Below are 25,311 nucleotides of genomic sequence, written 5' to 3'. Positions count from 1 at the left end.
GGAATGTCTGGTTCCTTTGGCGAAAAGGAGCGATGTGTATCTTCGAGTGAGCACAATGCAAAACGGCGCCCGAAGGCGCCGTTTTGCTTGCTGCATCTAACTAAGCGGTCAACCCGCCATCACCGCATGCTGCACCAGGGTGAGCAACGGCTGTGGGTAAACACCCAGGAAGAACGCCAGCAGGGCGATTGCCAGCAGCATCACGCCGCCCGCTTTCTGCTCCCAGTGCAACTCGGCGTCCACACGGCGCAGGTTTGGCTCGATCAGGTACAAGGTCACCATCACGCGCAGGTAGTAGAAAACGCCGATGGCGCTGCCCAGTACCAGGGAAGCAACCAGCCACCATTCGTGAGCCTCAACACCGGTCGCCACGATGTAGAACTTGCCGATGAAGCCAGCGGTCAGCGGGATACCGGCCAGGGACAGCATCATCACGGTCAGTACGGCGGTCAGGTACGGACGGCGCCAGAACAGGCCGCGGTATTCGTACAGGGCGTCTGCGTCACGGCCTTTGTAAGGCGAGGACATCAGGGTGATTACACCGAAAGCGCCGAGGCTGGTGATCACGTAGGTGACCAGGTACACGCCGATGGCTTCCATCGCCAGGCCCTTACTCGCCACCAGGGCGATCAGCAGATAACCGAAGTGCGCGATGGACGAATAACCCAGCAGACGCTTGAGGTTGTTCTGGGTCAGCGCCAGCAGGTTACCGAACAGGATCGAGGCGATTGCGATGATGGTCAGCACGTTGCTGAGTACACCGGTGTTGGCCGCAGGGGAGATCTGGAACAGACGCACCATCACGGCAAACACGGCAACTTTCGACGCGGTGGCCAGGAACGCGGCCACCGGCGCCGGGGCGCCTTCGTACACGTCCGGGGTCCACAGGTGGAATGGCACCAGCGACAGTTTGAACGCCAGGCCGATCAGCATCATGGCCAGGCCCAGTTGGGCGATTGGCGCAGGGCTGCCGGAAGCTGCCAGGGCATGACCGATACCGCTGAAGCTCAGGCTGCCGGCTTCTGCGTAGAGCAGGGCCATACCGAACAACAGGAACGCGGAACCGGCGGCCGACAGCACCATGTACTTGATGCCGGCTTCCAGGGAACGCTTGTTGAAGAAGGCATACGCCACCAGGCCGTAGACCGGGATCGACAGCAGTTCCAGGCCGATGAACAAGCCGGCCAGGTGCTGTGCGCTGACCAACACGATACCGCCGGTTGCAGCCAGCAGGATCAGCAGGTACAGCTCTTCGCGGTTGCCCGGGTAACCCGTACCGCCTTCGCCGAGGTAGGCGTGGGCGAGGGTGACGCAGGCCAGGGTGGCCACGAGGATCAACGCGATATACAGCAGCGCGAAGTCATCGACCATCAACAGCGGCGTGACCGCCAGCGGTGCGACCTTGAGTGCCGGGATAATCGACAGCAAGGCCAGGTTCAAACCTGCCACGGAAATCAGGAAGGTCTGTGAGTGGTTGCGGCGCCATGCGATCGCCAGCATCACCACCACAACGGTGAGGCTGGAGATCAGCAGCGGCGCAAGCGCGATAAAGTGTTGGATCGTGAATTCCATAGCGCTCTTACCGGGCCGAAGCGAGTTGAGTGAAGGCGGTGCTGAACCATTGCTGCACGCCATGCATCGTTGCGGCAGAGGTATCCAGGAACGGTTGCGGGTACACGCCGATAAAGATCAGCAGTACGGCAAGGCCGAGCACCATGATCAGTTCGCGACCGTCCATGCCGTGCAACACGGTGTCGGACTTGGCCGGACCGAAGTACGCACGGTGGATCATGATCAGCGAGTAGACCGAACCGAACACCAGGCCTGAAGTCGCGATCGCACTGATCCACGGTGTATGCACGAAAGCACCCATCAGGATCAGGAACTCGCCGATGAAGTTACCGGTACCCGGCAAGCCCAGGGATGCGGCGGCGAAGAACAGGCTGATGGCCGGCAGGTAGGCGATACGCGACCACACGCCACCCATTTCACGCATGTCACGGGTGTGCAGGCGCTCGTAGAGCTGGCCACTGAGGATAAACAGTGCCGCTGCCGACACACCGTGCGCCAGCATCTGGATCACCGCGCCTTGCAGCGCCAGTTGGCTGCCGGAGTAGATGCCGATCAGTACGAAACCCATGTGGGAAACGGACGAGAAGGCAATCAGGCGCTTGATGTCGGTTTGGGCGAAGGCCAGGAACGCACCGTAGAAGATCCCGATCAGACCGAGGGTCATGGCGATCGGCGCAAACTCGGCCGAGGCATTCGGGAACAGCGGCAGGGCGAAACGCAGCAGGCCGTAGGCCGCCGTCTTCAACAGGATACCGGCCAGGTCCACAGAACCTGCGGTCGGCGCCTGGGCGTGAGCGTCAGGCAACCAGGAGTGGAACGGCACCACCGGCAGCTTCACCGCGAACGCGATGAAGAAGCCCAGCATCAGGATGTACTCGGTGGTCAGGGACATCTTGGTTTTCAACAGGTCGGCGTAGTTGAACGTGATCACGCCCGTGCTGTTGAAGTTGACCAGTACCAGACCCAGGATCGCCACCAACATGATCAGGCCGGAAGCCTGGGTGAAGATGAAGAACTTGGTCGCCGCGTAGATCCGGGTTTTTTTGCCGTCCGAAGAACTGTGACCCCAGAGCGCGATGAGGAAGTACATCGGCACCAGCATCATTTCCCAGAAGAAGAAGAACATGAACAGGTCGAGGGCGAGGAACACGCCGACAACACCGCCCAGGATCCACATCAGGTTCAGGTGGAAGAAGCCCACGTGACGCTGGATTTCTTTCCAGGAGCAGAGTACCGAGAGGATACCCAGCAGGCCGGTCAGCAGGATCATCAACAGCGACAGGCCGTCGAGGGCCAGGTGCACGTTGATGCCGAAGCGCTGGATCCACACGTGCTTGAATTCAAGCGCGAAGGTTGGATCGACACCCGGTGCCGGAGCAAATGAATAGTCACCGTGGGCCCACAGCCAGAGGCCGAGCGCGAGTTCCAGGGACATGGTCAGCAACGCAATCCAGCGGGGGAGGGTGGCGCCGAAGCGTTCACCCATCCAGCAGAGCAGGCCGCCGATAAAAGGGATCAGGATTAGCCAGGGCAGAATCATGACGGGCTCGTTTCCTTTCGCAAGTTCGCAAAGTTCGCAATGTGCATAGTCAGACCGCGACCACGATGATGGCGCCGATCACCAGGACGGCACCGGCCGCCATGGAAGCTGCATACCAGCGCAATTGGCCAGTCTCGCTGCGGCTCAGGGCGGTGTGACCGGCCTTGGCGGCACGCGGGATCAAACCGATGGTCTGGTCGAGCGGGTCTTTGCGCAGTACGTGGCTGATCGCAAGGTAAGGCTTGACGAACAGTTTGTCGTAGATCCAGTCGAAGCCCCAGGCAGCGAACCACCAGGCCGAAAGGAAGCGGCCAATGCCACTGTTGGCGATGGCGGTGACGAAGCGGCGCTTGCCGAGGAACAGCAGGGCTGCCAGCAGGATACCGGCCAGGGCGATGGCACCCGAGGCGATTTCCAGGCTGTGCTTGGCTGCACCACCGGCATGACCTGCACTTTCCGGCAGAACACCGGCCAGAGGCGGGGTGATCATGGCGCCGACGAAGGTCGACAGGACGATCAGCACCGACAGTGGCAACCAGTGGGAAATGCCGTGGCCTGCATGGGCTTCAGTCTTGGCTTCACCGTGGAACGTGATGAAGATCAGGCGGAAGGTGTACAGCGAGGTCATGAACGCACCCACCAGGCCGGCATACAGCAGGCCGTGGTTACCGCTGGCAAAGGCTTCCCAGAGGATTTCGTCTTTCGAGTAGAAACCTGCGGTCACCAGTGGCAGGGCCGACAAGGCCGCGCCGCCGACGATGAAGCTGGCGTAGGCCAATGGCAGTTTCTTCCACAGGCCGCCCATCTTGAAGATGTTCTGCTCGTGGTGGCAGGCAACGATCACCGCACCGGAAGCAAGGAACAGCAGGGCCTTGAAGAAGGCGTGGGTCATCAGGTGGAAGATCGCGCCGTCCCAGGCGCCAACGCCCAGGGCCAGGAACATGTAGCCGATCTGGCTCATGGTCGAGTAGGCGAGGATACGCTTGATGTCGGTTTGAACCAGGGCAGCAAAACCTGCCAGCACCAGGGTCACGCCACCCACCAGGCCCACCAGATGCAGAATCTCCGGTGCCAGGGTGAACAGTCCGTGGGTACGGGCAATCAGGTAGACACCGGCAGTCACCATGGTGGCGGCGTGGATCAGTGCCGAAACCGGGGTAGGGCCGGCCATCGCATCCGCCAGCCAGGTTTGCAGCGGCAGTTGCGCGGATTTACCAACGGCGCCACCCAGCAGCATCAGGGTCGCCAGGGTGATCCAGAAGTCGCCGACCTGGAATTTCTGCGGTGCCAGCACCAGCAGTTCCTGGATGTTCAGCGTGCCCACTTGTTGGAACAGGATGAACAGGCCGATGGCCATGAACACGTCGCCGATCCGGGTCACGATAAAGGCTTTGAGTGCTGCGTTACCGTTGTTGCGGTTGCTGTAGTAGAAACCGATCAACAGGTACGAGCACAGGCCCACGCCTTCCCAGCCGAAGTACAGGAACAACAGGTTATCGCCCAGCACCAGGAACAGCATGCTCGCGATAAACAGGTTGGTGTAGGCGAAGAAGCGCGAGTAACCGGCTTCACCGCGCATGTACCAGGATGCGAACAGGTGGATCAGGAAGCCCACACCCACCACCACGCCGAGCATGGTGATCGACAGGCCGTCGACGTAGAGGGCGAAGTTGGGCTTGAAGCCCTCCACCGACATCCACTGCCACAGCACCAGGGTGTAGTGACCGCCTTCCGGCGGCGCAACGTTGAATTGCCAGATGACGTAGGCGGCGACAATCGCCGACAGACCAATGGAACCCACGCCGATCAAGGCCGAGAGGTTTTCCGACCAGCGTCCACGGGAGAACGACAGCAGCAGGAAACCGATCAGGGGAAATACGAAAGTCAGAAAGATCATGTTCATCCGCGCATCTCACTGGCAGCGTCGATATCAAGCGTGTGGAAGCGACGATACAGTTGCAGCAGGATCGCCAGACCAATACTGGCCTCGGCGGCTGCCAGGCTGATCACCAGGATGAACATCACTTGTCCATCCGGCTGGCCCCAACGGCTACCGGCCACGATGAACGCGAGTGCCGCGGCGTTCATCATGATTTCCAGGCTCATCAACACGAACAGAATGTTGCGGCGAACCATCAGGCCGACCAGGCCAAGGCAGAACAGGATGCCGGCGACCGCCAGACCATGCTCCAAAGGGATAGCAGGCATCGTCATTGCTCCTTGGCTTCGTTACGGCCCAAGTGGAAGGCGGTGATGGCTGCAGCGAGCAGCAGCATTGAAGCCAGTTCGACCACCAGCAGGTACGGGCCGAACAGGCTGATGCCCACGGCTTTCGCGTCTACGGTGGTGTGGCCGATGGCCTGGCCGCTCTGGTGAGCGAACAGCACATACAGCAGTTCACCCAGCAGCAAGGCTGCCAGGATCACCGGGCCGAGCCAGATGCCGGGCTTGAGCCAGACGCGTTCCTGGGCGACCGAAGCCGGCCCCAGGTTGAGCATCATCACCACAAACACGAACAGCACCATGATGGCGCCAGCGTAGGCAATCACTTCCAGCACACCGGCGAACGGTGCGCCGAGGCTGAAGAAGGTCATGGCCACGGCGATCAGCGAAATGATCAGGTAGAGCAGGGCGTGCACGGGGTTAGTGTTGGTGATCACGCGAAGCGTGGACACCACTGCAATACCCGATGCGAAATAGAAAGCGAATTCCATCTTTCTTCCTTAAGGCAGCAAGCTCTTCACGTTGATCGGCTCGGCTTCGTTTTGTGCGGCGCCTTTCGGCTTACCGGCAACGGCCATACCTGCAACACGATAGAAGTTGTAATCAGGGTTTTTACCGGGACCAGAGATCAGCAGATCTTCTTTCTCGTACACCAGGTCCTGACGTTTGAACTCGGCCATCTCGAAATCCGGTGTCAGCTGGATTGCGGTGGTCGGGCAAGCTTCCTCGCAGAGGCCGCAGAAAATGCAGCGCGAGAAGTTGATGCGGAAGAAGTCCGGGTACCAGCGACCGTCTTCGGTTTCAGCTTTCTGCAGCGAGATGCAACCCACCGGGCACGCCACGGCGCACAGGTTGCAGGCCACGCAGCGCTCTTCGCCGTCGGGGTCGCGGGTCAGGACAATGCGGCCGCGATAACGCGGCGGCAGGTACACCGCTTCTTCCGGGTATTGCAGGGTGTCGCGTTTGCGAAAGCCGTGACCGAACACCATCACCAGGCTTCGCAACTGGGTACCGGTACCCTTAACGATGTCGCCAATATATTTGAACATGGGTCAAATCCTCACTGAACCGCGCCCGCTGGCGTGTTCAACAACACAACGGCAGCAGTCACCAGCAAATTGATCAGGGTCAGCGGCAGGCAGAATCGCCAGCTGAAATCCATCACCTGGTCATACCGTGGACGCGGGATGGAAGCGCGCAGCAGGATGAACAGCATGATGAAGAACGCGGTCTTCAAGAAGAACCAGAAGAACGCCAGCTGCGGCAGGATGCCGAACGGACCGTGCCAGCCGCCGAAGAACAGCGTGACCAGCAGGGCCGAGATCAAGATGATGCCGATGTACTCACCGACGAAGAACATGCCCCATTTCATGCCGGCGTATTCGATGTGGTAACCGTCGGCCAGTTCCTGTTCCGCTTCCGGCTGGTCGAACGGGTGACGGTGAGTCACGGCGACGCCAGCGATGAAGAAGGTACAGAAGCCGAAGAACTGCGGAATGATGAACCACAGGTTCTGCGCCTGGTACTCGACGATGTCGCGCATGTTGAACGAGCCCACCTGCACCACGATGCCCATCAGCGCGAGGCCCATGAACACTTCGTAGGACACGGTCTGGGCCGAAGCCCGCAAGCTGCCCAAGAGGGCGAACTTGTTGTTACTGGCCCAACCGGCGAACAGCACCGCGTAGACCGACAAACCGGCCATGGCGAAGAAGAACAGCAAGCCGATGTTCAGGTCCGCCACGCCCCAGGTCGGGGTGATCGGGATGATTGCGAAGGCAATCAGCAAGGCGCTCATGGCCACGACCGGTGCCAGGGTGAAGATCACCTTGTCGGCAAACGGTGGTGTCCAGTCTTCCTTGAAGAACATTTTCAGCATGTCGGCGGCTATCTGGAACATACCAAACGGGCCAACGCGGTTCGGACCGTAACGGTCCTGCCACCAGCCCAGCAGGCGACGTTCGACGAAGCTGAGCAAGGCGCCCGCCACGACCACGGCCAACAGGATCACGATGGCCTTGACCACCGCGATGATCACGTCGATCACTTCAGGGGTGAACCAGGTCATTGAGCTGCCTCCTGCAGACCGTCAACGGTGAGGCCGAAGATCGCCGGAGGAATCCCCGCGAGGCCTTTTGGCAATGCAACCAGGCCAGCACCCAACTCGTCATTGATGCGCAGCGGCAGACGCAGGGTCTTGCCCGCTACGGTCAGGCTGAGCAGGGCACCGTCGTTGACGCCCAGGCGGTCGGCTTCGGACTTGGCAACAGACACGTAGGCGGCCGGAATGCGCTCTTGTACCGGCGCGGCTTTGGAAGAGGTTTCTTCGCTGCCGAACAGGTGGAAGAACGGCACAACCTGCCAGGTGCCCTGGGCCGGGTTGAATGGACGCGGAACGCTGGCGAACCAGTTCAGCGAGTCACCGGTGCTTTCGATCAGGCGGGTGCCCGGGTCGCCAGCGCGGATGTGACCACCGACTTCGTCCTGGAACTTGTTCCAGGCTTGCGGCGAGTTCCAGCCCGGCGACCAGGCAAATGGCACCTGCTGACGTGGCTCGACCGAACCCGAGTAACCTTCCATGGAGAAGGCGAACGCGGTGTCGTTGTCTTGTGGAGTACGTGGCTCATGCACGCTGATGTCGGCACGCATGGCGGTACGGCCGGAGTAACGCAGCGGTTCACGGGCCAGTTTCATGCCCTTGATGCGGAACGAGGCAGACGGTGCAGCGTCGACGATGCGTGCCAGTTGCGGTGCTGCTGCGGCTGCAGCAGCGGTCACATGGTCGAGCTGGGTCCAGTCGATCGGCTGGTTCAGCAGGGTAGCGCGCAGGGCATGCAGCCAGCGCCAGCCTTCGTGAACCAGGATGCTGGCGTCCATGTACTTCGGATCGAACACCTGGAAGAAGCGCTGGGCGCGGCCTTCCTGGCTGACCAGGGTACCGTCGCCTTCAGCAAAGCTGGCGGCGGGCAGTACCAGGTGGGCGCGGTCGCTGGTGGCGGTTTTCTGGTGGTCGGCAACAATCACCACTTTGGCCGCGTTCAGCGCAGCGTCGACCTTGGCCGAATCAGTGCGGGTGTACAGGTCGTTTTCCAGTACCACGATCGCGTCGGCACTGCCGTCGGTCACGGCTTGCAGGGCAGCGTCCAGGGACTCGCCACCGAGCATGGCCAGGCCGAGGCTGTTGGCTTCCGGCACGATCAGGCTGATGGAACCATTCTTCTCGCGCAGCTTCAAGGCTTTGGCAATGTTGGCAGCGGCTTCGATCAGCGCCTTGGAACCCAGCGAGGTGCCGGCAATGATCAATGGACGCTTGGCCGCCAGCAGGGCGTCGGCGATGCGCTGGGCCAGTTCAACGGCTTCAGCGTCCAGGCCTTCAACGGCAGGCGCGCTGGCGTCGAGGGCGTGGGCCACGGCGAAACCGATGCGGGCCAGGTCGTCAGGCGCGGCGTGTACGCATTCTTCAGCGATGTCGTCGAGCTTGGTTTCAGCCAGGCTGGCGATAAACAGCGGGTTCAGCGCGTGCTGGCCGATGTTTTTCACGGCAGCGTCGAGCCAAGGCTGGACGCGCATGGCGTCGGCCATGTCTTCGGCCTTGCCTTTTACCGACTGGCGCAAGGACAGGGCCATGCGTGCAGCGGTCTGGGTCAGGTCTTCACCAAGGACGAAGATCGCGTCGTGGTCTTCGATGTCGCGCATGTTCGGAACCGGCAGCGGGCTGTCGTTCAACACTTGCAGCACCAGGCGGATACGCTCCAGCTCACCGGCTTCGATACCGGAGTAGAAGTGCTCGGCACCTACCAGCTCGCGCAACGCGTAGTTGCTTTCGAGGCTGGCGCGGGGCGAGCCGATACCGACGATGTTGCGACCGCGCAGCAGGTCAGCGGCTTTATCCAGCGCTTCGTCGAGGCTCAGCTTGGCGCCGTCGGCCAGCAGTGGCTGACGTGGGCGGTCTTCGCGGTTGACGTAGCCATAGCCGAAACGGCCACGGTCGCACAGGAAGTACTGGTTGACCGAACCGTTGAAGCGGTTTTCGATACGACGCAGTTCGCCGTAGCGTTCGCCCGGGGAGATGTTGCAACCGCTGGAGCAGCCATGGCAGATGCTTGGCGAGAACTGCATGTCCCACTTACGGTTGTAGCGCTCGGAGTGAGTCTTGTCGGTGAACACACCGGTCGGGCAGACCTCGGTGAGGTTGCCGGAGAACTCGCTTTCGAGGGTGCCGTCTTCAACGCGACCGAAGTACACGTTGTCGTGGGCGCCGAATACACCGAGGTCGGTGCCGCCGGCGTAGTCCTTATAGAAGCGCACGCAGCGGTAGCAAGCGATGCAGCGGTTCATCTCGTGGGAGATGAACGGGCCCAGTTGCTGGTTCTGGTGGGTGCGCTTGGTGAAGCGATACCGGCGCTCGTTGTGGCCGGTCATCACGGTCATGTCTTGCAGGTGGCAGTGGCCGCCTTCCTCACACACAGGGCAGTCGTGCGGGTGGTTGGTCATCAGCCATTCGACGACGCTGGCGCGAAACACTTTCGCTTCTTCGTCTTCGATGGAAATCCAGCTGCCGTCGGTGGCAGGGGTCATGCAGGACATCACGATACGACCACGGGTGTCGTTCTCGTCGGTGTACTGCTTGACCGCGCACTGGCGGCAAGCGCCAACGCTGCCAAGGGCGGGGTGCCAGCAGAAATATGGAATGTCGAGGCCTAGCGACAGACACGCCTGTAACAGGTTGTCTGCCCCATCGACTTCGAGCTCTTTGCCGTCTACGTGGATAGTGGCCATGGTTCAAAGTTCTTCGTTGGCCCGGTGTCAGCGGGCGTGGCTAATGGAATCTTGTTATTCATGTGCATCAACACAGCCATCAAGGCGTCAGCACATGAGAAAGCGAAGGGCACGGACCCTTCGCCTTTTTAAGCGTTACGCACCGACCATGGTCGGTGTTACCACCTGATTCAGGTCACCGGCGCGCGCAGGTGCGATGCCAGCCTCGAATTCAGAGCGGAAGTATTTGATCGCGCTGCCCAATGGCTCCACGGCGCCCGGTGCGTGAGCACAGAAAGTCTTGCCTGGGCCGAGGAAACCGACCAGACCCAGCAGGGTCTCGATATCGCCAGGCTGACCTTCGCCGTTCTCGATGGCCATCAAGAGCTTGACGCTCCATGGCAAACCATCGCGGCACGGGGTGCAGAAACCACAGGATTCGCGGGAGAAGAACTGCTCCATGTTGCGCAGCAACGACACCATGTTCACGGTGTTGTCCACGGCCATGGCCAGGCCGGTACCCATACGGGTGCCCACCTTGCCGATGCCGCCGGCGTACATTTGTGCGTCGAGGTGCTCGGGCAACAGGAAGCCGGTACCGGCGCCTCCTGGCTGCCAGGCCTTGAGGGTGTAGCCGTCGCGCATGCCGCCGGCGTAGTCCTCGAACAGCTCGCGTGCGGTCACGCCGAATGGCAGTTCCCACAGGCCCGGGTTCTTGACCTTGCCGGAGAAGCCCATGAGCTTGGTGCCCATGTCTTCGCTGCCTTCGCGGGCCAACGATTTGTACCACTCCACGCCGTCGCCGATGATTGCCGGCACGTTGCACAGGGTTTCAACGTTGTTCACGCACGTCGGCTTGCCCCACACGCCAACGGCGGCAGGGAAGGGCGGTTTGGAACGCGGGTTGGCGCGGCGGCCTTCGAGGGAGTTGATCAGTGCGGTTTCTTCACCGCAGATGTAACGCCCGGCGCCGGTGTGCACGAACAGCTCGAAGTCAAAACCCGAACCGAGGATGTTCTTGCCCAAAAGCCCGGCTGCCTTGGCTTCTTCCACGGCACGGTTCAGGTGCTTGGCGGCGGTGGTGTACTCGCCACGCAGGAAGATGTAGCCACGGTAGGTTTTCAGCGCGCGGGCGCTGATCAGCATGCCTTCGATCAGCAGATGGGGCAGTTGCTCCATCAGCATGCGGTCTTTCCAGGTGTTCGGCTCCATTTCATCCGCGTTGCACAGCAGGTAGCGGATGTTGATGGATTCGTCTTTGGGCATCAGGCCCCACTTGACGCCCGTGGGGAAGCCTGCGCCGCCGCGGCCTTTAAGGCCTGCGTCTTTCACGGTCTGGACGATGTCGTCCTGGGCCATGTCGGCAAAGGCTTTGCGCGCGGCCGCGTAACCGTTCTTGGCCTGGTATTCGTCGAGCCAAACGGCTTCGCCGTCGTCACGCAGGCGCCAGGTCAGTGGGTGGGTCTCGGGCGAACGCTTGATCAGGTTGGCCGGGCCGAAGGAAGTCAGGGTCATGGGTAGCCCTCGAGCAATTGGGTGACGCCAGCAGGCTGTACGTCGCCGAATGTGTCGTCGTCGATCATCAACGCCGGCGCCTTGTCACAGTTGCCCAGGCAGCACACCGGCAGCAGCGTGAAGCGCCCGTCCGGAGTGGTTTGGCCCAGGCCGATGCCCAGCTTGCTCTGGATCTCGCTGACCACGGACTCGTGGCCACCGATGTAGCAGACCATGCTGTCGCAAACGCGAATGATGTGGCGGCCAACCGGCTGGCGGAAGATCTGGCTGTAGAACGTCGCCACGCCTTCAACGTCGCTGGCCGGGATGCCGAGGATCTCGCCGATGGCGTAGAGGGCGCCGTCCGGCACCCAGCCACGTTCCTTCTGGACGATCTTCAAGGCTTCGATCGACGCCGCGCGCGGGTCTTCGTAGTGATGCAGCTCGTGCTCGATGGCCGAGCGCTCGGTTTCACTCAAGGTGAAACGGTCTGTCTGGATAAGCGTGCTATTCATGCTTAGCGGTCCACGTCGGCCATAACGAAATCGATACTACCCAGGTACGCAATCAAGTCCGCGACCATTTCACCTTTGATCACCGAAGGGATCTGCTGCAGGTGCGGGAAGCTTGGAGTACGAATCCTGGTGCGGTAGCTCATGGTGCCGCCATCGCTCGTCAGGTAATAACTGTTGATACCCTTGGTCGCTTCGATCATCTGGAAGGATTCGTTGGCCGGCATTACCGGGCCCCACGAAACTTGCAGGAAGTGCGTGATCAGGGTTTCGATGTGTTGCAGCGTGCGCTCTTTGGGCGGCGGCGTGGTCAGCGGGTGATCCGCCTTGTACGGGCCTTCCGGCATGTTGCGCATGCACTGTTCGATGATCTTCAGGCTCTGGCGCATTTCTTCGACGCGCACGATGCAGCGGTCGTAGGCATCGCCATTGGCTGCCAGCGGGACTTCGAACTCGAAGTTCTGGTAGCCGGAGTACGGGCGCGCTTTACGCAGGTCGAAATCGCAACCGGTGGAACGCAGGCCAGCACCGGTGACGCCCCATTCCAGGGCTTCTTTGGTGTTGTACTGGGCGACGCCGATGGTCCGGCCCTTGAGGATGCTGTTGTCCAGGGCGGCTTTCTGGTACTCGTCCAGACGCTTGGGCATCCAGTCGATGAATTCCTTGACCAGGCGTTCCCAGCCACGCGGCAGGTCGTGGGCGACACCGCCGATGCGGTACCAGGCCGGGTGCAGGCGGAAACCGGTGATGGCTTCGATGACCTTGTACGCACGCTGACGGTCGGTGAAGGTGAAGAACACCGGGGTCATGGCGCCGACGTCCTGGATATAGGTACCCAGGAACAGCAGGTGGCTGGTGATCCGGAAGAACTCGGCCATCATGATGCGGATGGTGTCGACCTTCTCCGGCACCTTGATGCCGGCCAGCTTCTCGACCGAGAGCACGTACGGCAGGTTGTTCATCACGCCGCCGAGGTAGTCGATACGGTCGGTGTACGGGATGAAGCTGTGCCACGACTGACGCTCGGCCATCTTCTCGGCACCACGGTGGTGGTAACCGACGTCTGGCACGCAGTCGACGATTTCTTCGCCGTCCAGTTGCAGGATGATGCGGAAGGCACCGTGAGCCGAAGGGTGGTTCGGGCCCAGGTTGAGGAACATGTAGTCCTCGTTGGTGCCGGAGCGCTTCATGCCCCAGTCTTCCGGACGGAAGCGCGCAGCCTCTTCTTCAAGCTGTTGCTTGGCGAGGGTCAGGCTGAAGGGATCGAATTCGGTGGCGCGGGCAGGGAAGTCCTTGCGCAGCGGGTGACCTTCCCAGGTCGGCGGCATCATGATGCGCGTCAGGTGCGGGTGACCCGGGAAGTCGATGCCGAACATGTCCCACACTTCACGCTCGTACCAGTTGGCGTTAGGCCAGATACCGGTCACGGTCGGAACGCTCAGGTCGCTCTCGGAGAGGGCTACCTTGATCATCACGTCGCTGTTACGTTCCAGCGACATCAGGTGATAGAACACGGTGAAATCGGCGCCGCTCGGCAGTCCCTGGCGCTTGGTGCGCAGGCGCTCGTCCACGCCATGCAGGTCATAGAGCATGACGTACGGCTTGGGCAGGTTGCGCAGGAAGCTCAGGACTTCGACGAGCTTGGCACGCGCCACCCACAGCACCGGCATACCGGTGCGTGTGGCCTGGGCGGTGAAGGCGTCAGGGCCAAAACGGTTATTGAGTTCGACGACCACATCCTGGTCGTCTGCCTTATAAGGCGGGATGTACAGAGCACTGCCTGTAGTCATGGTTTTTTATCGCTTTCGGTCAACGTAAAGAATGAAGCCAGGTTTTCGTTCTATAAAAGAAGCGGTTCTGGATCAGACTTCGTCGGGGCTGCGCAGGTTGGTGACTGCGATTCGCTGTTCGCGGCGCTGTTCCTTTTGCGAAGGCATCTCGGCGCGGTACACGCCTTGATCGCCGACGACCCAGGACAGTGGGCGACGCTCCTTGCCAATCGATTCCTGCAGCAGCATCAAGCCTTGCAGAAATGCTTCAGGGCGGGGCGGGCAGCCAGGCACGTAGACGTCCACGGGCAGGAACTTGTCCACCCCTTGAACCACGGAGTAGATGTCGTACATGCCACCGGAGTTGGCGCACGAACCCATGGAGATAACCCACTTTGGCTCGAGCATTTGCTCGTAGAGACGCTGAATGATCGGCGCCATCTTGATAAAGCAGGTACCGGCGATAACCATGAAATCCGCCTGACGCGGCGATGCCCGGATAACTTCGGCGCCAAAGCGCGCGATGTCGTGGGGCGCCGTGAAGGCGGTGGTCATTTCCACGTAGCAGCAGGACAGACCGAAGTTGTACGGCCACAGGGAGTTCTTACGTCCCCAGTTGACCGCGCCACTCAGCACGTCTTCCAGCTTGCCCATGTAGATGTTTTTGTGGACTTGGTCTTCTAACGGGTCGGAAACGGTTTCCCGTTCGCCGATGGGGTACTGCTCGTTAGGAGCATCCGGGTCGATCCTGGTGAGATTGTATTGCATCGCCAAAGCCTCATTGTTTCAGCTTCGCTTGCCGCTTGCGACGAGCTTCCGGAGCCCAATCAAGGGCGCCCACTCGAAATAGGTAGACAAGGCCTGCCAACAGAATTGCTATGAAAACGAGAGCTTCGACGAATCCGGTCCAGCCGCTTTCGCGGACGGACACAGACCAGGCAAAGAGAAAAAGGGCTTCGATATCGAAGATCACGAAGAGCATCGCGACCAGATAGAATTTGGCTGAGAGCCGCAAGCGGGCGCCACCTGTAGGCAGCATGCCGGATTCGAACGGTTCATTTTTGCTGCGGCCCCAGGCTTTTGACCCGAGGAGGCTGGAGACACCGAGCATGAAGGCGCAGAGGCCGACAACACCGAGGAGGAAAATGGCAAAGCCCCAGTTGTGGGCCATGAGTCCTGTCGCTTCGGTCATGCTGGAAATCCTTAACAGAGAGCAAAGGTCTCTGAGCTCGAAAAAGTAACGATGCAGTGACGATATGTCGCAGCGCAATCAATCGCGGTGATTTTATGGCTAAACACCGGGCAAGTAAAATTCCTATAGCGAAATTATTCGATGGAATAAGGACATAGTGCACCTTCTTGGGGCTGTAGCCCTTGTGGGGCGGGCATTAGCGCGCATTTAATGAATTGTGTTTTGTTTAACCGGTAACGAAGTTTTCATGCTCTAAATGATAATGAATATTGTTTGCGTGGGTTTTAAACAACTGTTCGGCGTTTAGCGGGGGAAGTTGCTGTTACTTGTGCGGGTGGCGCAAGTTGGTAAAGCGGATGTTTTAACTGACTTTGGCGACGCGGATACCGCTCTGGATCAATGTTTGGTCCAAAAAGGCGCGAAAGCGACCTCGGCGGGACTTGGGGCGTTTGCGGTCTGTGATACGGCGAAACAGGATTTAGATAGCCTTTTGCTTGATGTTCGTTAATGTGTCGGAAAAATTACACAGCGTTGAGGGCTATCGCCCAACGAGTGCGTCAATTTCTGCCGATGTTCATTGAGGAGCGTACACGTGATCTGGTTTCTTGAAGGTCAATCCAGCCAGCGCGACATTATTATAGGTGCGCGTGAAGCATTACCGGCGGGTGTCAGGGTCTTTGCCTCACACCGCCAGGATCGGCCCGAGATCACAGGGCAGGCCGACGTCGCTTTTCAAGAGCCTCAAGACAACCAGGAGCGTATCGACTGGGTAATTGAGACGGCACTTGAGCACCGTATCGAAGTCATTCTTGCGGGACGTATTGGCAGCCAGTACGAGGCGGCACGCGACCGATTCGAGGCTGCTGGCTTGCGCCTTGTCACCGGCGGCATGTCCATGGAGACCTTTGACAAGGTCGACGATAAAAGCCAGTTCACCGCTGAGGCCGAGCGTGCGGGGCTCGCTTGCACGCCTGCGATTACGGTCACAAATGCCCAGGAACTGGCGGCGGCCTACGCGGTGCTGTCGGCGCAGGGAGAGGTTTGCATCAAGCCTGTGGTCGGCATCTACGGGCAAGGGTTCTGGCGGTTCAAGTCGGATGTCGACCCGTTTCGCTGTTTGCAAAACCCGGATGCGCGGGAAATCGATTTCGACACCTACCTGAAGATTTACCGGTCGGGCGCAGAGCGTGCGCCGATGCTGGTCATGCCTTACCTCGCCGGCAGCGAGTGTTCGGTCGACATGGTGTGCGAGGCGGGCAGGCCCGTGGCATTCGTGGGCAGGAGGAAGCAGGGCGTTCACCAGACATTCGAGCGCGAATCAGCGGCCGTGGAGTTGGCGCTCAAGGCTGCGGCGCATTTCAAGTGCGATGGCTTGGTGAACGTGCAGACGCGGGACGACCTTGAAGGCGTTCCCTATCTGCTGGAGATCAATCCGCGCTACTCCGGCGGTATCGGCTATACGCGCGCGACCGGGGTAAACCTGGCCGGAATTTTCGCCACTCGTCGGCTTGGTTTGCCGGAGCCGGCGAGTCAATGGGCCGAAGGCGTGCGCGTGAAGCCCATTACGGTCGCCGTACTAGCCTCTAATTGATATCAACGCGCCACAGAAAGAGTGAATGATTATGTCTGTCTTGACATAATCACCCTCACATCGATCAGGGAAGGTTAGGATGAAGGCGCTTACGCCCGGAGCAAACACCGCTATTTCAGGTGTAAAGACTGCATGGACACTCGACTCCGGTAACGCCACCGCCTTCGGTGAGTACGCTGCCGTCGCATTGCTCCCCGTCACCGAGAAGCGCCTGCCAACAGGCGATCCGGCGCTGTTTCAAATCACCCAGAAGTGGATGGAGTGGAGCGGCAAGCAAGCCTCGATCGGTTGTTCCCTTGATTTGTCCGCGTTGCCTGGCGGCAGTGAAGGGGTGTTGCTGGTCGTTTACACCTTTGGCGCCGCAGGCCCTGTCAGTGAACTCAAAGAGTTGCGTCTTCAGGTCGACAATCAGGTCGAGTTGCACCTGGATTTGCGTAACAACGGCGAATCGGCCATTGTCATCGGCGAGTTTTACAAGCGTAACGATCAGTGGAAGTTCCGCGCGCTCGCCGAAGGTTCCGCCTATGGCCTCGCCGCGATGGGGCGACGCATGGGCATCAGCATCGACGACGCACACCCAAACCGCCGCCCTTATTCCGGCGACTCTCCAAGAAACCGTGGTTCTGCAACGGGCACCGGTTTTGCCGTTTCACCCAGTCACGTCATGACATGCGCCCACGTAATCGAGGGCATGCAGGAACTGCACATTTCTTCTTTTGCCGGCCGTTACCGCGCGGAAGTGGTCGTGGTCGATCAACGTAACGATATCGCGCTGTTGCGGGTCCAGGACTGCCCGACGTTATCGCCCGTGCTCTTCAAGGACGGCGCCGGTTGTGCCCTGGGCGAATCAGTGATTGCACTGGGTTTTCCAATGGCGGGCCTGGCCGGAGGTGGTGTGCATGTCACCCAGGGAGGCGTGTCCAGTTTGTTCGGGCTGCACAACGATTCCAGTTTGCTGCAATTCACCGCAGCGATTCAGCCCGGGTCCAGTGGCAGCCCGTTGTTTGATACCAGTGGCGGCGTCATCGCGATGGTGACGTCGACCTTGCCGGACGCGCAAAACATGAACTTTGCCGTCAAGGCAGGCCTGCTCCTGGCCTTCCTGGATGCCTGCCAGGTATCACCTTCCAAATCTCCAACGGGCCGAACGTATTCGACCTCGGAAATGGCCCGTGAAGCTCAATCCTCGCTTTGGCGGATTGAAGCCAGAAACCCGTAGAGGCACCCGGTTTGAAGAAAAAGTGAGGGGCATTGCACTCACTAAACGCCTCTTTTAGGAATGTCGTACATGGAATCCGCAGCAGTAAAAACATCGACCCGCCGACTCAGCGCGCAGCTCAAGCGCGGGTTGATGGAGGTTGATATAGACCAATCGGCCTTCGAGCCCGAATCACTCTTCGGATTCGCGGAACGCCGCAATCCAAAGCGCGCGTTCCTGTTTGTATCGCGGGTGCTGGGCAAGCATATCCCTGTGCGCCCATCGGCCATGCAGGCCAGTTACGCAAGCCTAGCCGCGAAGATTCCCGCAGATTTACCCGGGCCGGTGCTGGTGATCGGCATGGCCGAGACCGCCGTGGGCCTGGGCGCCGGTGTGCACCGCATGTACAGCAAGACCCGCCAGGACACCGTCTATCTGGTGAGCACCCGGCATCCGGTGGGGGATGAAATGTTCGCCCGCTTCGAAGAGGAGCACAGTCACGCCAGCGCGCACTTGATCCATCAGCCAACCGATCCCGCTATCCGCGAACGGATGCACCAGGCGCGTTCTCTGGTGCTGGTGGACGACGAGGCCTCAACCGGCAAGACGTTTATCAATCTGCACCGGGCGCTGATAGAGGCCGGGCTTAGCAAGGTCGAGCGGGTGGTGACGTGCGTGCTTACCGATTGGTCCCAAGGGGCCGTGCGCAAGGTTTTGGGCGAGACGGCCGATGAGGTGTCGCTGCTTCAGGGCACGTACCGCTTCCTTGAGGATGTGAGCGCGCCGCTGCCGCACATGCCGGATGTCGGGGCGGTGGCGGTGGGCGACTGGCCGATTGATCCGCGCAACGATTGGGGGCGTCTGGGCGTTTGTCATGTGGATGACACGCTTGCAACGGATATTCAGGTGAAGCCGGGCGAACGGATTCTCGTGGTGGGCACCGGGGAATTCGTGTGGCGCCCGTTCCTGTTGGCCGAGCGCCTTGAACAGGCGGGGGGCGACGTTCATTTCAGCTCCACCACCCGCTCGCCGATTGCCCTGGGGCATGAGATCGGCCACGCCTTGTCGTTCTCCGACAACTATGGCCTGGGCATCCCCAATTTTCTTTACAACGTGCGGCCAGGCCAATTCGACCGGGTGTTGATCTGTAGCGAAACACCTGCCCAGGCAGTTCCGCAATCGTTGATAGACGCATTGAACGCAGAGGTCATCGTCGATGAGCAGTAAGCGCCCCCTGATCCTCATAGACCTGGATGACACGTTGTTCCAGACGGCTCGCAAGATGCCCGAAGGCAGTGCCCGGCATACGGCGACGCTGGATGTCGATGGGCAGCCCAACGGTTACATGAGTGCCGTGCAGAAAACGTTTGTGGAGTGGCTGCTGGAATCGGCCGATGTGGTTCCGGTCACCGCGCGCAGCGTGGAAGCTTACAGTCGCGTGCAATTGCCCTTTGTCGCAGGGGCAGTGTGCTCCCACGGTGGGGTGATTCTTCAACCCGACGGGACGTTGGATCGGGATTGGCATGGGCAGATGACTGAGGTGCTCGCCGCCTATCAAAGCCGTTTGCCTGCGCTCAGCGCGGCAACCTTGGCGATCGGCGAGGAAATGGGCTTTTCCCTGCGCGGCTGGGTGGTCGAAGAGCAAGGCCTGCTCAACTATGTCGTGACCAAGCACAACGAGTCCGACGACTCGGTGCTGCAGAAGGTACTGGCAGAAGTCCAGGCCCGCGGCCTTGTGGAAGGCATGCATATTCACGGCAACGGTAACAACCTCGCGTTCCTGCCCAATGGCCTGGCCAAGCGCCATGCGGTCCAGGAACTGCTGCGTCGAGACCGTGCCGCTCACGGCGAACGCCCGGTGTTGGGGTTTGGCGACAGCGTGACTGACCTGGGTTTTATGAACGAATGCAACTTCTGGGCAACGCCGGCCAATAGCCAACTGGCAAAAGTCGTGGAGGCGATGATCCATGCGTGATGCCTTCGCCCATCTGACAACGGTCGGTAGCGGGAGCTACCAGGCCGACGACGTGCTCTTCCTGCTGCAGCCCGTCGAGATTGAAGTGACGGATGTCCATGAGAAAGAGCGCCTGATCCAGACCAAACAAAAGCATTACTCGGAGATGATCAGCCAGGAGTCGGCGCCTACCGAAGTGCACAAAGAGCTGTACCAGCGGGCCATGCAGCAAAACGCGGGCAGGATGGCCAGCGACGTTCAGTCCTTGGCCCTGGCCCTGGCCCAGGCTTGCAAGGGGCCTTCGATTGCGCTCGTGTCGTTCGTCCGCGCGGGCCTTCCGCTGGGCGTGCTTTTGCGCCGTGCGCTGCTGGATCTAGGGCGTGATGCCCATCATTACGGCATCAGTATCGTGCGTGACCGTGGCATCGACAAAGTTGCCCTGGAAGCCGTGATCGCCGCTCATGGCGCCGAGAACATTGTGTTCGTGGATGGTTGGACTGGAAAGGGCGCAATCTCCGGCGAGATCCAGCGCAGCCTCAACGGCGATGCGCGGTTCCCGGAGCAGCCACGCCTTGTGGTGCTCGCCGATCCATGCGGGCGCGCCTGGCTGGCGGCTTCCGCTGAAGACTGGGTGATTCCATCGGGCATTTTGGGTGCCACGGTTTCCGGCCTGGTCTCGCGCTCCATCTGGCCCGCCGAGGGTGGGTTGCATGGGTGCGTGGTCTACGACCACCTGAATGAACACGATGTTACCCGCGATTTTGTGAACCAGATTGAAGCCGTGCGCCGGGCATTGCCTGCCGTCGCGCCCGCGTCTGCATGGACGCAAGCGCAGCGCACTGAGTTGCAGTCGGCGGCGCTGGACGTGATCGACGTAATCGCCAAGCGTTTTGGCATTACCAATTTGAACCGGGTAAAACCTGGTATCGCCGAGGCTACCCGTGCCGTATTGCGCCGAGTGCCGGACCACGTGCTGGTGCGTGATCGCAGCGATCCGGACGTCCAACTGCTGATGCACCTGACCGAGCGGGCCGGTGTGACGGTTGAGGAAGTGGGGGCGGCCCTTGGCCCCTACCGTGCAGTGACCGTCATCCGGAGCTTGAGCTGATGAAGAAAATATCGCCTTACGCCCTGGGTGCCACGCTCTACATGCCGGCCACCCGTGAGGACATTCTCGAGGTAGTGTTTCGCAAGAAGCTGCCTCAACTGCGCTCTATGGTGGTGTGCCTTGAGGACGCGGTTGCCGAAATCGACGTCGACACCGCCCTGCGCAATCTCCATCGGTTGTTGAGCGCCATTGAGCAGCAGGGCGGCCGGTCGGAAGACGGGCCGATGCTGTTTGTGCGCCCGCGCGACTGGCAGATGGCGGCGGTGCTGAACGATTGGCCGCTGATGGCTCATGTCGATGGCTTTGTCGTGCCCAAATTGAGCCTGTCTAACCTGCGTGCGTGGGAGTTGGCGGTTACCAACCCGCATATTCTGCTGATGCCGACCCTGGAAACCCGGGAAGTCTTCAATCCGCAGGCAATGGTCGAGCTGGGTACGGCGCTCAACGAAACGCTGGCGCAGCGCATTATCGCGCTGCGCATCGGCGGCAATGACTTGCTGGGTTGCCTGGGGTTGAGGCGTAACCCGGACATGACGCTGTACAACACGCCTATGGGCTATGTGATCCCGATGTTGGCCGGGGTTATGGGCTCCCAAGGGTTTGCCTTGACGGCGCCGGTGTTCGAGCAACTGGCCACGCCGCATCTGCTGCTGGAAGAGCTGGGCCTTGATATTGCCCATGGTTTGGTGGGTAAGACGGCGATTCACCCGAGCCAGATCAACACTATCCAGGACAGCCTGCGTGTCAGTGTTGAGGATTTAAATTGTGCCAAATTAATGCTGAACGAGATCGCGCCCGCTGTTTTCAAACACAATGACGCAATGTGCGAACCAGCGACTCATCTCAAATGGGCGACCAACATCCTTGAACGTGCCAAATGGCATGGCGTCAGGCATGTCGAAACCAGCCACACCGAACAACCGATTCGTCTCGCCGAGGCCGGCCGATGACTCAGGGCATACCTGCTTTTGTCCTGAAGCCAATGGTCGCCTGCGTGGCTGAAGACAACAACCGTACACACCAGAAAACGACGATTAACAAGGAGCGTACCGATGGCCCTGACTCTGACTAAAAACCAAACAATTTCCCTGGAAAAAACCGCGGGCGGTGGTGGCCTTACAGCGATCAGCCTTGGACTGGGCTGGGATCCGGAGAAAGCCGGGTTCCTGGGGCGGTTGATGGGCAACAGCGGTGAGATCGACCTGGATGCCTCCTGCATCCTTTTCGACGCAGACCTTCAGCCAGTGGACCTGGTGTGGTTCCGCCAATTGCAATCGCGCGACGGCTCGATCAAGCATTCCGGCGACAACCGCACCGGCGAAGGCGATGGCGACGATGAAACCATCAACGTTGACCTGCAGCGCCTGCCGGCCACGGTCAAATCGCTGGTGTTCACCGTGAACAGTTTCACGGGTCAAAACTTCGAAAAAATTGCCAACGCCTACTGCCGTATCGTCAACGCGAGCAACAAGACCGAACTGGCGCGCTTCAATCTGTCCGAGAAGGGCAGTCATACCGGCGTGGTCATGGCAAGCCTGGTGCGCGAAGCCGGCGGTTGGGAATTCAAGGCTATCGGTCAAGTCACCAACGGCCGCACAGCTGACGACCTGGTCAACCTGGCCATCCAGGCAGTACGGCCATGACGACCTTGGGGCCAGGCGCAAATGCGCCGGTCGCCACCGGCCAGGTACGGGTCGATATCAGCTACTCGGCCATTCCGGGCGCTGATATCGACGTGTCTGCGTTTGTCCTTGGGGCTGCTGGAAAAGTCCGCGGCGACACTGATATGTGTTTCTACGGGCAGACCAATGTACTGGGTGGCGCGGTGCAAATGACCGAGTCCTCGGCCGGTCGCGCGGGGTTCACGCTTGACCTGTCGCGCCTTGAGGCGGCAGTCGAGAAAGTCGCGTTGACCGCAACGATCTATGAGAACAAGGCCAGCTTTGACCGTGTGTCTCATCTCGCACTGACTGTTACCGGCGGCATTGAGGCGCAGATCCCCACGGCAGGCATGAAGGAAACCGCACTGATTCTGGGTGAGTTCTATCGTCGCCAGGGTGAATGGAAGTTCCGCTGTGTAGCCCAGGGTTTTGCAGGTGGCCTGGAGCCGTTGGCCCAGCACTTTGGTGTTGAAGTCGCTGCGCCTGCGCCTGCGCCCGCAGCTCCAACTCCAGCACCCGTGCCTGCTCCGGCAGCGGCGCCGAAGCCATCGGTCAGCCTCAGCAAAATTACCCTCGACAAGACTCGCTCGTCGATCAGCCTGGAAAAAACCGCTGACGGCTTTGGCGAAATCAAGGTCAACCTGAACTGGAACAAAGGCAAGGGTGGTGGCGGTTTCTTCTCGCGTAACAACGCCATTGACCTGGATGTCGGGTGCCTTTACGAGTTGCAGGACGGTTCCAAGGGCGTCGTTCAGGCGCTGGGCAATTGCTTCGGCGAACTGAATCGTGACCCCTACATTCAGCTCAAAGGTGATGACCGTACCGGCGCCGTCAGTGATGGCGAATGGCTGCACATCAACGGTAAACACTGGGGTGAGATTCGACGGGTCCTGGTGTTCGCATTCATTTATGAAGGCGCCCCGAACTGGCGGGAAACCGATGGCGTGGTGACTATCCATGTCCCGGGTCAGCCACCTATCGAGGTTCGCCTGAATGAAGAGGGCGGTCGCCTGGGCATGTGTGCAATCGCCCTGCTGGAAAACGTCGGTGGCAGCGTCAAGGTGAGCCGCCGCGTTGACTTCCACAAGGGGCATTCGCTGATGGACAAGGCTTACGGCTGGGGTATGCGCTGGGCGGCAGGTTCCAAGTAACCCGGTTATCCAACTGCAATTGAATACGGCGGGCCAGACCGGCCCGCCCTTGAGGTGAACAACATGTTGTCATGGCTGAAAACGAATGCGGCGCTTGCCCGCGAAAAGTTGACCACCGAGGTGAGCAAGTTCAAGAACAGGGAGTTCATGGAAGCTGTCGCCAACAGCTGCGCTATGGTCGCGGCGGCCGATGGTGAAGTCACCGCAGCAGAAAAAACCAAGATGGCGGGGTTCATCAGCAACTCGCCCGAACTGAAAGTGTTCAACCTGACCGACGTCATCAAGGTCTTCAACGACGCGTGTGCCAAGTTCGAATTTGACTTCCAGATCGGTCAGGCTGAAGCCCTGAAAAACATCAGCAAGATCAAAGGCAAGGACGGGGCAGGTCGTTTGCTCGTTCGTGTCGCCTGCGCCATTGGCGCGTCGGACGGTGATTTCGACGAAAAAGAAAAAGCCGTTTGCCGTCTGATTTGTCTCGAGCTGGGTCTCCCCCCAGCTGACTTTGAACTCTAAAGGAACATTACTGTGGAAGTTAGCCACCTGGGTTTCCCCCCGCTGACCATTGCCGTGTTTGTAGCATTGGCGATTGGCGCGATGGTACTCGACATGTTTACCCACCGTGGCGACCAGCCCATCAGCCTGGCGCGTGCGTCGGCCTGGTCGATATTCTGGATTCTCATCTCGTTCGCTTTTGCAGGATTCCTGTACGTCGAGCACGGTTCTGAAGTCGCCACGCTGTTCATCACCGGCTACGCCCTTGAAAAAGTGCTGAGCGTGGACAACCTGTTCGTGTTCATGGCGATCTTCGCCTGGTTCAAGGTGCCCAATGGCCTGCGTCATCGCGTGCTGTACTGGGGCATCCTTGGCGCGATCGTGTTCCGCCTGATCTTCGTCGCCATTGGTACCGGACTGTTGGCCCTGGGGCCTTGGGTCGAAGTGGTCTTCGCCCTGGTCGTCGCCTGGACTGCCGTCATGATGCTGCGCAGCGGCGGCGATGACGAAGAAGAAGAGGATTACTCCCAACACATGGCTTACCGTTTCGCCAAGAAACTGTTCCCTGTGTGGCCGAAACTGCACGGTCATGCCTTCTTCGTACGTCGCAAGACCCTGGAAGCCGAACTGACCAAGCCGGAAAACGCCGGGATGTCGTTGGCTGCCAAAGGCGGTTTGTTCGCGACACCACTGTTCCTCTGCCTGGTGGTGATGGAAGTCTCCGACGTGCTGTTTGCGTTTGACTCTGTCCCGGCAGTTATTGCGGTGAGTCGTGAGCCATTGATCGTGTTCTCGGCGATGCTCTTCGCCATTCTCGGCCTGCGGACCATGTACTTTGTGCTGGAAGCCTTGAAGCGCTACCTGGTTCACCTGGAAAAAGCGGTCATCGCACTGCTGTTCTTCATTGCCGTAAAACTTGGCTTGAATGCGACAGACCATATTTTCCATCACGGCTACAACATTGATCCGAACACCAGCTTGATCATTGTTGTCGTTGTACTGGCCATCGGTATTTTTGCCAGCGTGCTCTTCCCTCAAAAGGAAGAAGTCGAAGTCGAAAAATCGTAATTTCAAACAGATTACCCACAAGGAGTTG

Annotated in this window: 23 protein-coding genes; 10 read left to right on the top strand and 13 right to left on the bottom strand. The window is 59.9% G+C overall.

The features are described 5' to 3' along the window. Positions 1-108: 108 nt before the first annotated feature. The 13 genes from nuoN to HBJ59_RS09480 all read right to left on the bottom strand — a co-directional run bounded on the left by nuoN (position 109) and on the right by HBJ59_RS09480 (position 15,060). The gene (gene nuoN, locus HBJ59_RS09540; RefSeq protein WP_017476148.1) at positions 109-1,572 is read right to left on the bottom strand and encodes an NADH-quinone oxidoreductase subunit NuoN; all 1,464 of its coding nucleotides are present in this window, start codon (positions 1,570-1,572) and stop codon (positions 109-111) included. A 7-nt stretch (positions 1,573-1,579) separates the two neighbouring features. Beyond that, entirely contained in the window at positions 1,580-3,112 is a 1,533-nt protein-coding gene (nuoM, locus tag HBJ59_RS09535; RefSeq protein ID WP_076016753.1) for an NADH-quinone oxidoreductase subunit M, read from the bottom strand. A gap of 49 nt (positions 3,113-3,161) precedes the next feature. Beyond that, on the bottom strand, positions 3,162-5,015 hold the full coding sequence (gene nuoL, locus HBJ59_RS09530) for an NADH-quinone oxidoreductase subunit L (protein ID WP_076016754.1): 1,854 nt from the start codon (positions 5,013-5,015) through the stop codon (positions 3,162-3,164). Next, on the bottom strand, positions 5,012-5,320 hold the full coding sequence (nuoK, locus tag HBJ59_RS09525; protein ID WP_003219560.1) for an NADH-quinone oxidoreductase subunit NuoK: 309 nt from the start codon (positions 5,318-5,320) through the stop codon (positions 5,012-5,014). Before nuoK ends, nuoL begins: the two co-directional genes overlap by 4 nt. Positions 5,321-5,322: 2 nt before the next feature. Beyond that, positions 5,323-5,826 carry an NADH-quinone oxidoreductase subunit J gene (nuoJ, locus tag HBJ59_RS09520; RefSeq protein ID WP_003219561.1) on the bottom strand — a complete coding sequence of 168 codons (504 nt, stop codon included), beginning with the start codon at positions 5,824-5,826 and terminating at the stop codon, positions 5,323-5,325. A gap of 9 nt (positions 5,827-5,835) precedes the next feature. Next, positions 5,836-6,384, bottom strand: a complete 549-nt coding sequence (gene nuoI / locus HBJ59_RS09515) for an NADH-quinone oxidoreductase subunit NuoI (protein WP_003174725.1) — start codon at positions 6,382-6,384, stop codon at positions 5,836-5,838. An 11-nt stretch (positions 6,385-6,395) separates the two neighbouring features. Then, the gene (gene nuoH, locus HBJ59_RS09510; RefSeq protein WP_076016755.1) at positions 6,396-7,403 is read right to left on the bottom strand and encodes an NADH-quinone oxidoreductase subunit NuoH; all 1,008 of its coding nucleotides are present in this window, start codon (positions 7,401-7,403) and stop codon (positions 6,396-6,398) included. Continuing rightward, positions 7,400-10,114, bottom strand: a complete 2,715-nt coding sequence (nuoG, locus tag HBJ59_RS09505; protein ID WP_076016756.1) for an NADH-quinone oxidoreductase subunit NuoG — start codon at positions 10,112-10,114, stop codon at positions 7,400-7,402. The genes nuoH and nuoG overlap by 4 nt, the downstream gene beginning before the upstream one ends. Before the next feature lie 135 nt (positions 10,115-10,249). Next, the gene (gene nuoF / locus HBJ59_RS09500) at positions 10,250-11,608 is read right to left on the bottom strand and encodes an NADH-quinone oxidoreductase subunit NuoF (RefSeq protein ID WP_076016757.1); all 1,359 of its coding nucleotides are present in this window, start codon (positions 11,606-11,608) and stop codon (positions 10,250-10,252) included. Beyond that, positions 11,605-12,102 (bottom strand): NADH-quinone oxidoreductase subunit NuoE, encoded by a 498-nt coding sequence (gene nuoE, locus HBJ59_RS09495; RefSeq protein ID WP_003219568.1) that lies wholly within the window; start codon positions 12,100-12,102, stop codon positions 11,605-11,607. The genes nuoF and nuoE overlap by 4 nt, the downstream gene beginning before the upstream one ends. Positions 12,103-12,104: 2 nt before the next feature. Further along, positions 12,105-13,889, bottom strand: a complete 1,785-nt coding sequence (nuoC, locus tag HBJ59_RS09490) for an NADH-quinone oxidoreductase subunit C/D (RefSeq protein WP_167663372.1) — start codon at positions 13,887-13,889, stop codon at positions 12,105-12,107. Positions 13,890-13,961: 72 nt separating this feature from the next. Next, positions 13,962-14,636: an NADH-quinone oxidoreductase subunit B family protein gene (locus HBJ59_RS09485; RefSeq protein WP_003174719.1), complete on the bottom strand. Its 675-nt coding sequence runs from the start codon at positions 14,634-14,636 to the stop codon at positions 13,962-13,964. Between the two features lie 10 nt (positions 14,637-14,646). Then, positions 14,647-15,060, bottom strand: coding sequence for an NADH-quinone oxidoreductase subunit A (locus HBJ59_RS09480; protein WP_003219575.1), 414 nt, complete (start codon positions 15,058-15,060; stop codon positions 14,647-14,649). A 592-nt stretch (positions 15,061-15,652) separates the two neighbouring features. Here HBJ59_RS09480 and HBJ59_RS09475 point away from each other — a divergent pair. The 10 genes from HBJ59_RS09475 to HBJ59_RS09430 all read left to right on the top strand — a co-directional run bounded on the left by HBJ59_RS09475 (position 15,653) and on the right by HBJ59_RS09430 (position 25,283). Beyond that, positions 15,653-16,651: an ATP-grasp domain-containing protein gene (locus HBJ59_RS09475; protein WP_167663371.1), complete on the top strand. Its 999-nt coding sequence runs from the start codon at positions 15,653-15,655 to the stop codon at positions 16,649-16,651. 79 nt (positions 16,652-16,730) lie between these two features. Then, complete coding sequence (locus HBJ59_RS09470; protein ID WP_076016760.1) at positions 16,731-17,870, top strand: trypsin-like peptidase domain-containing protein; 1,140 nt, start codon at positions 16,731-16,733, stop codon at positions 17,868-17,870. A gap of 69 nt (positions 17,871-17,939) precedes the next feature. After that, the gene (locus tag HBJ59_RS09465) at positions 17,940-19,076 is read left to right on the top strand and encodes a phosphoribosyltransferase domain-containing protein (RefSeq protein WP_167663370.1); all 1,137 of its coding nucleotides are present in this window, start codon (positions 17,940-17,942) and stop codon (positions 19,074-19,076) included. After that, entirely contained in the window at positions 19,066-19,824 is a 759-nt protein-coding gene (locus HBJ59_RS09460; RefSeq protein WP_167663369.1) for a trehalose phosphatase, read from the top strand. Before HBJ59_RS09465 ends, HBJ59_RS09460 begins: the two co-directional genes overlap by 11 nt. Then, the gene (locus HBJ59_RS09455; RefSeq protein WP_167663368.1) at positions 19,817-20,911 is read left to right on the top strand and encodes a cysteine protease StiP family protein; all 1,095 of its coding nucleotides are present in this window, start codon (positions 19,817-19,819) and stop codon (positions 20,909-20,911) included. The genes HBJ59_RS09460 and HBJ59_RS09455 overlap by 8 nt, the downstream gene beginning before the upstream one ends. Beyond that, positions 20,911-21,861 (top strand): HpcH/HpaI aldolase/citrate lyase family protein, encoded by a 951-nt coding sequence (locus HBJ59_RS09450; RefSeq protein WP_167663367.1) that lies wholly within the window; start codon positions 20,911-20,913, stop codon positions 21,859-21,861. Before HBJ59_RS09455 ends, HBJ59_RS09450 begins: the two co-directional genes overlap by 1 nt. 102 nt (positions 21,862-21,963) lie before the next feature. After that, positions 21,964-22,554, top strand: a complete 591-nt coding sequence (locus HBJ59_RS09445; RefSeq protein WP_076016765.1) for a TerD family protein — start codon at positions 21,964-21,966, stop codon at positions 22,552-22,554. Beyond that, positions 22,551-23,723: a TerD family protein gene (locus HBJ59_RS09440; protein ID WP_167663366.1), complete on the top strand. Its 1,173-nt coding sequence runs from the start codon at positions 22,551-22,553 to the stop codon at positions 23,721-23,723. The genes HBJ59_RS09445 and HBJ59_RS09440 overlap by 4 nt, the downstream gene beginning before the upstream one ends. Positions 23,724-23,786: 63 nt before the next feature. Next, entirely contained in the window at positions 23,787-24,236 is a 450-nt protein-coding gene (locus HBJ59_RS09435) for a tellurite resistance TerB family protein (RefSeq protein ID WP_167663365.1), read from the top strand. Positions 24,237-24,248: 12 nt separating this feature from the next. Beyond that, entirely contained in the window at positions 24,249-25,283 is a 1,035-nt protein-coding gene (locus HBJ59_RS09430) for a TerC/Alx family metal homeostasis membrane protein (RefSeq protein ID WP_076016768.1), read from the top strand. Positions 25,284-25,311 lie beyond the last annotated feature (28 nt).

It is taken from the genome of Pseudomonas sp. AN3A02 (genome assembly GCF_011765255.1).
Lineage (GTDB): Bacteria > Pseudomonadota > Gammaproteobacteria > Pseudomonadales > Pseudomonadaceae > Aquipseudomonas.
Note: the sequence above shows the minus strand (reverse complement) of the source record. Positions and strands in the feature narration are given on the sequence as shown.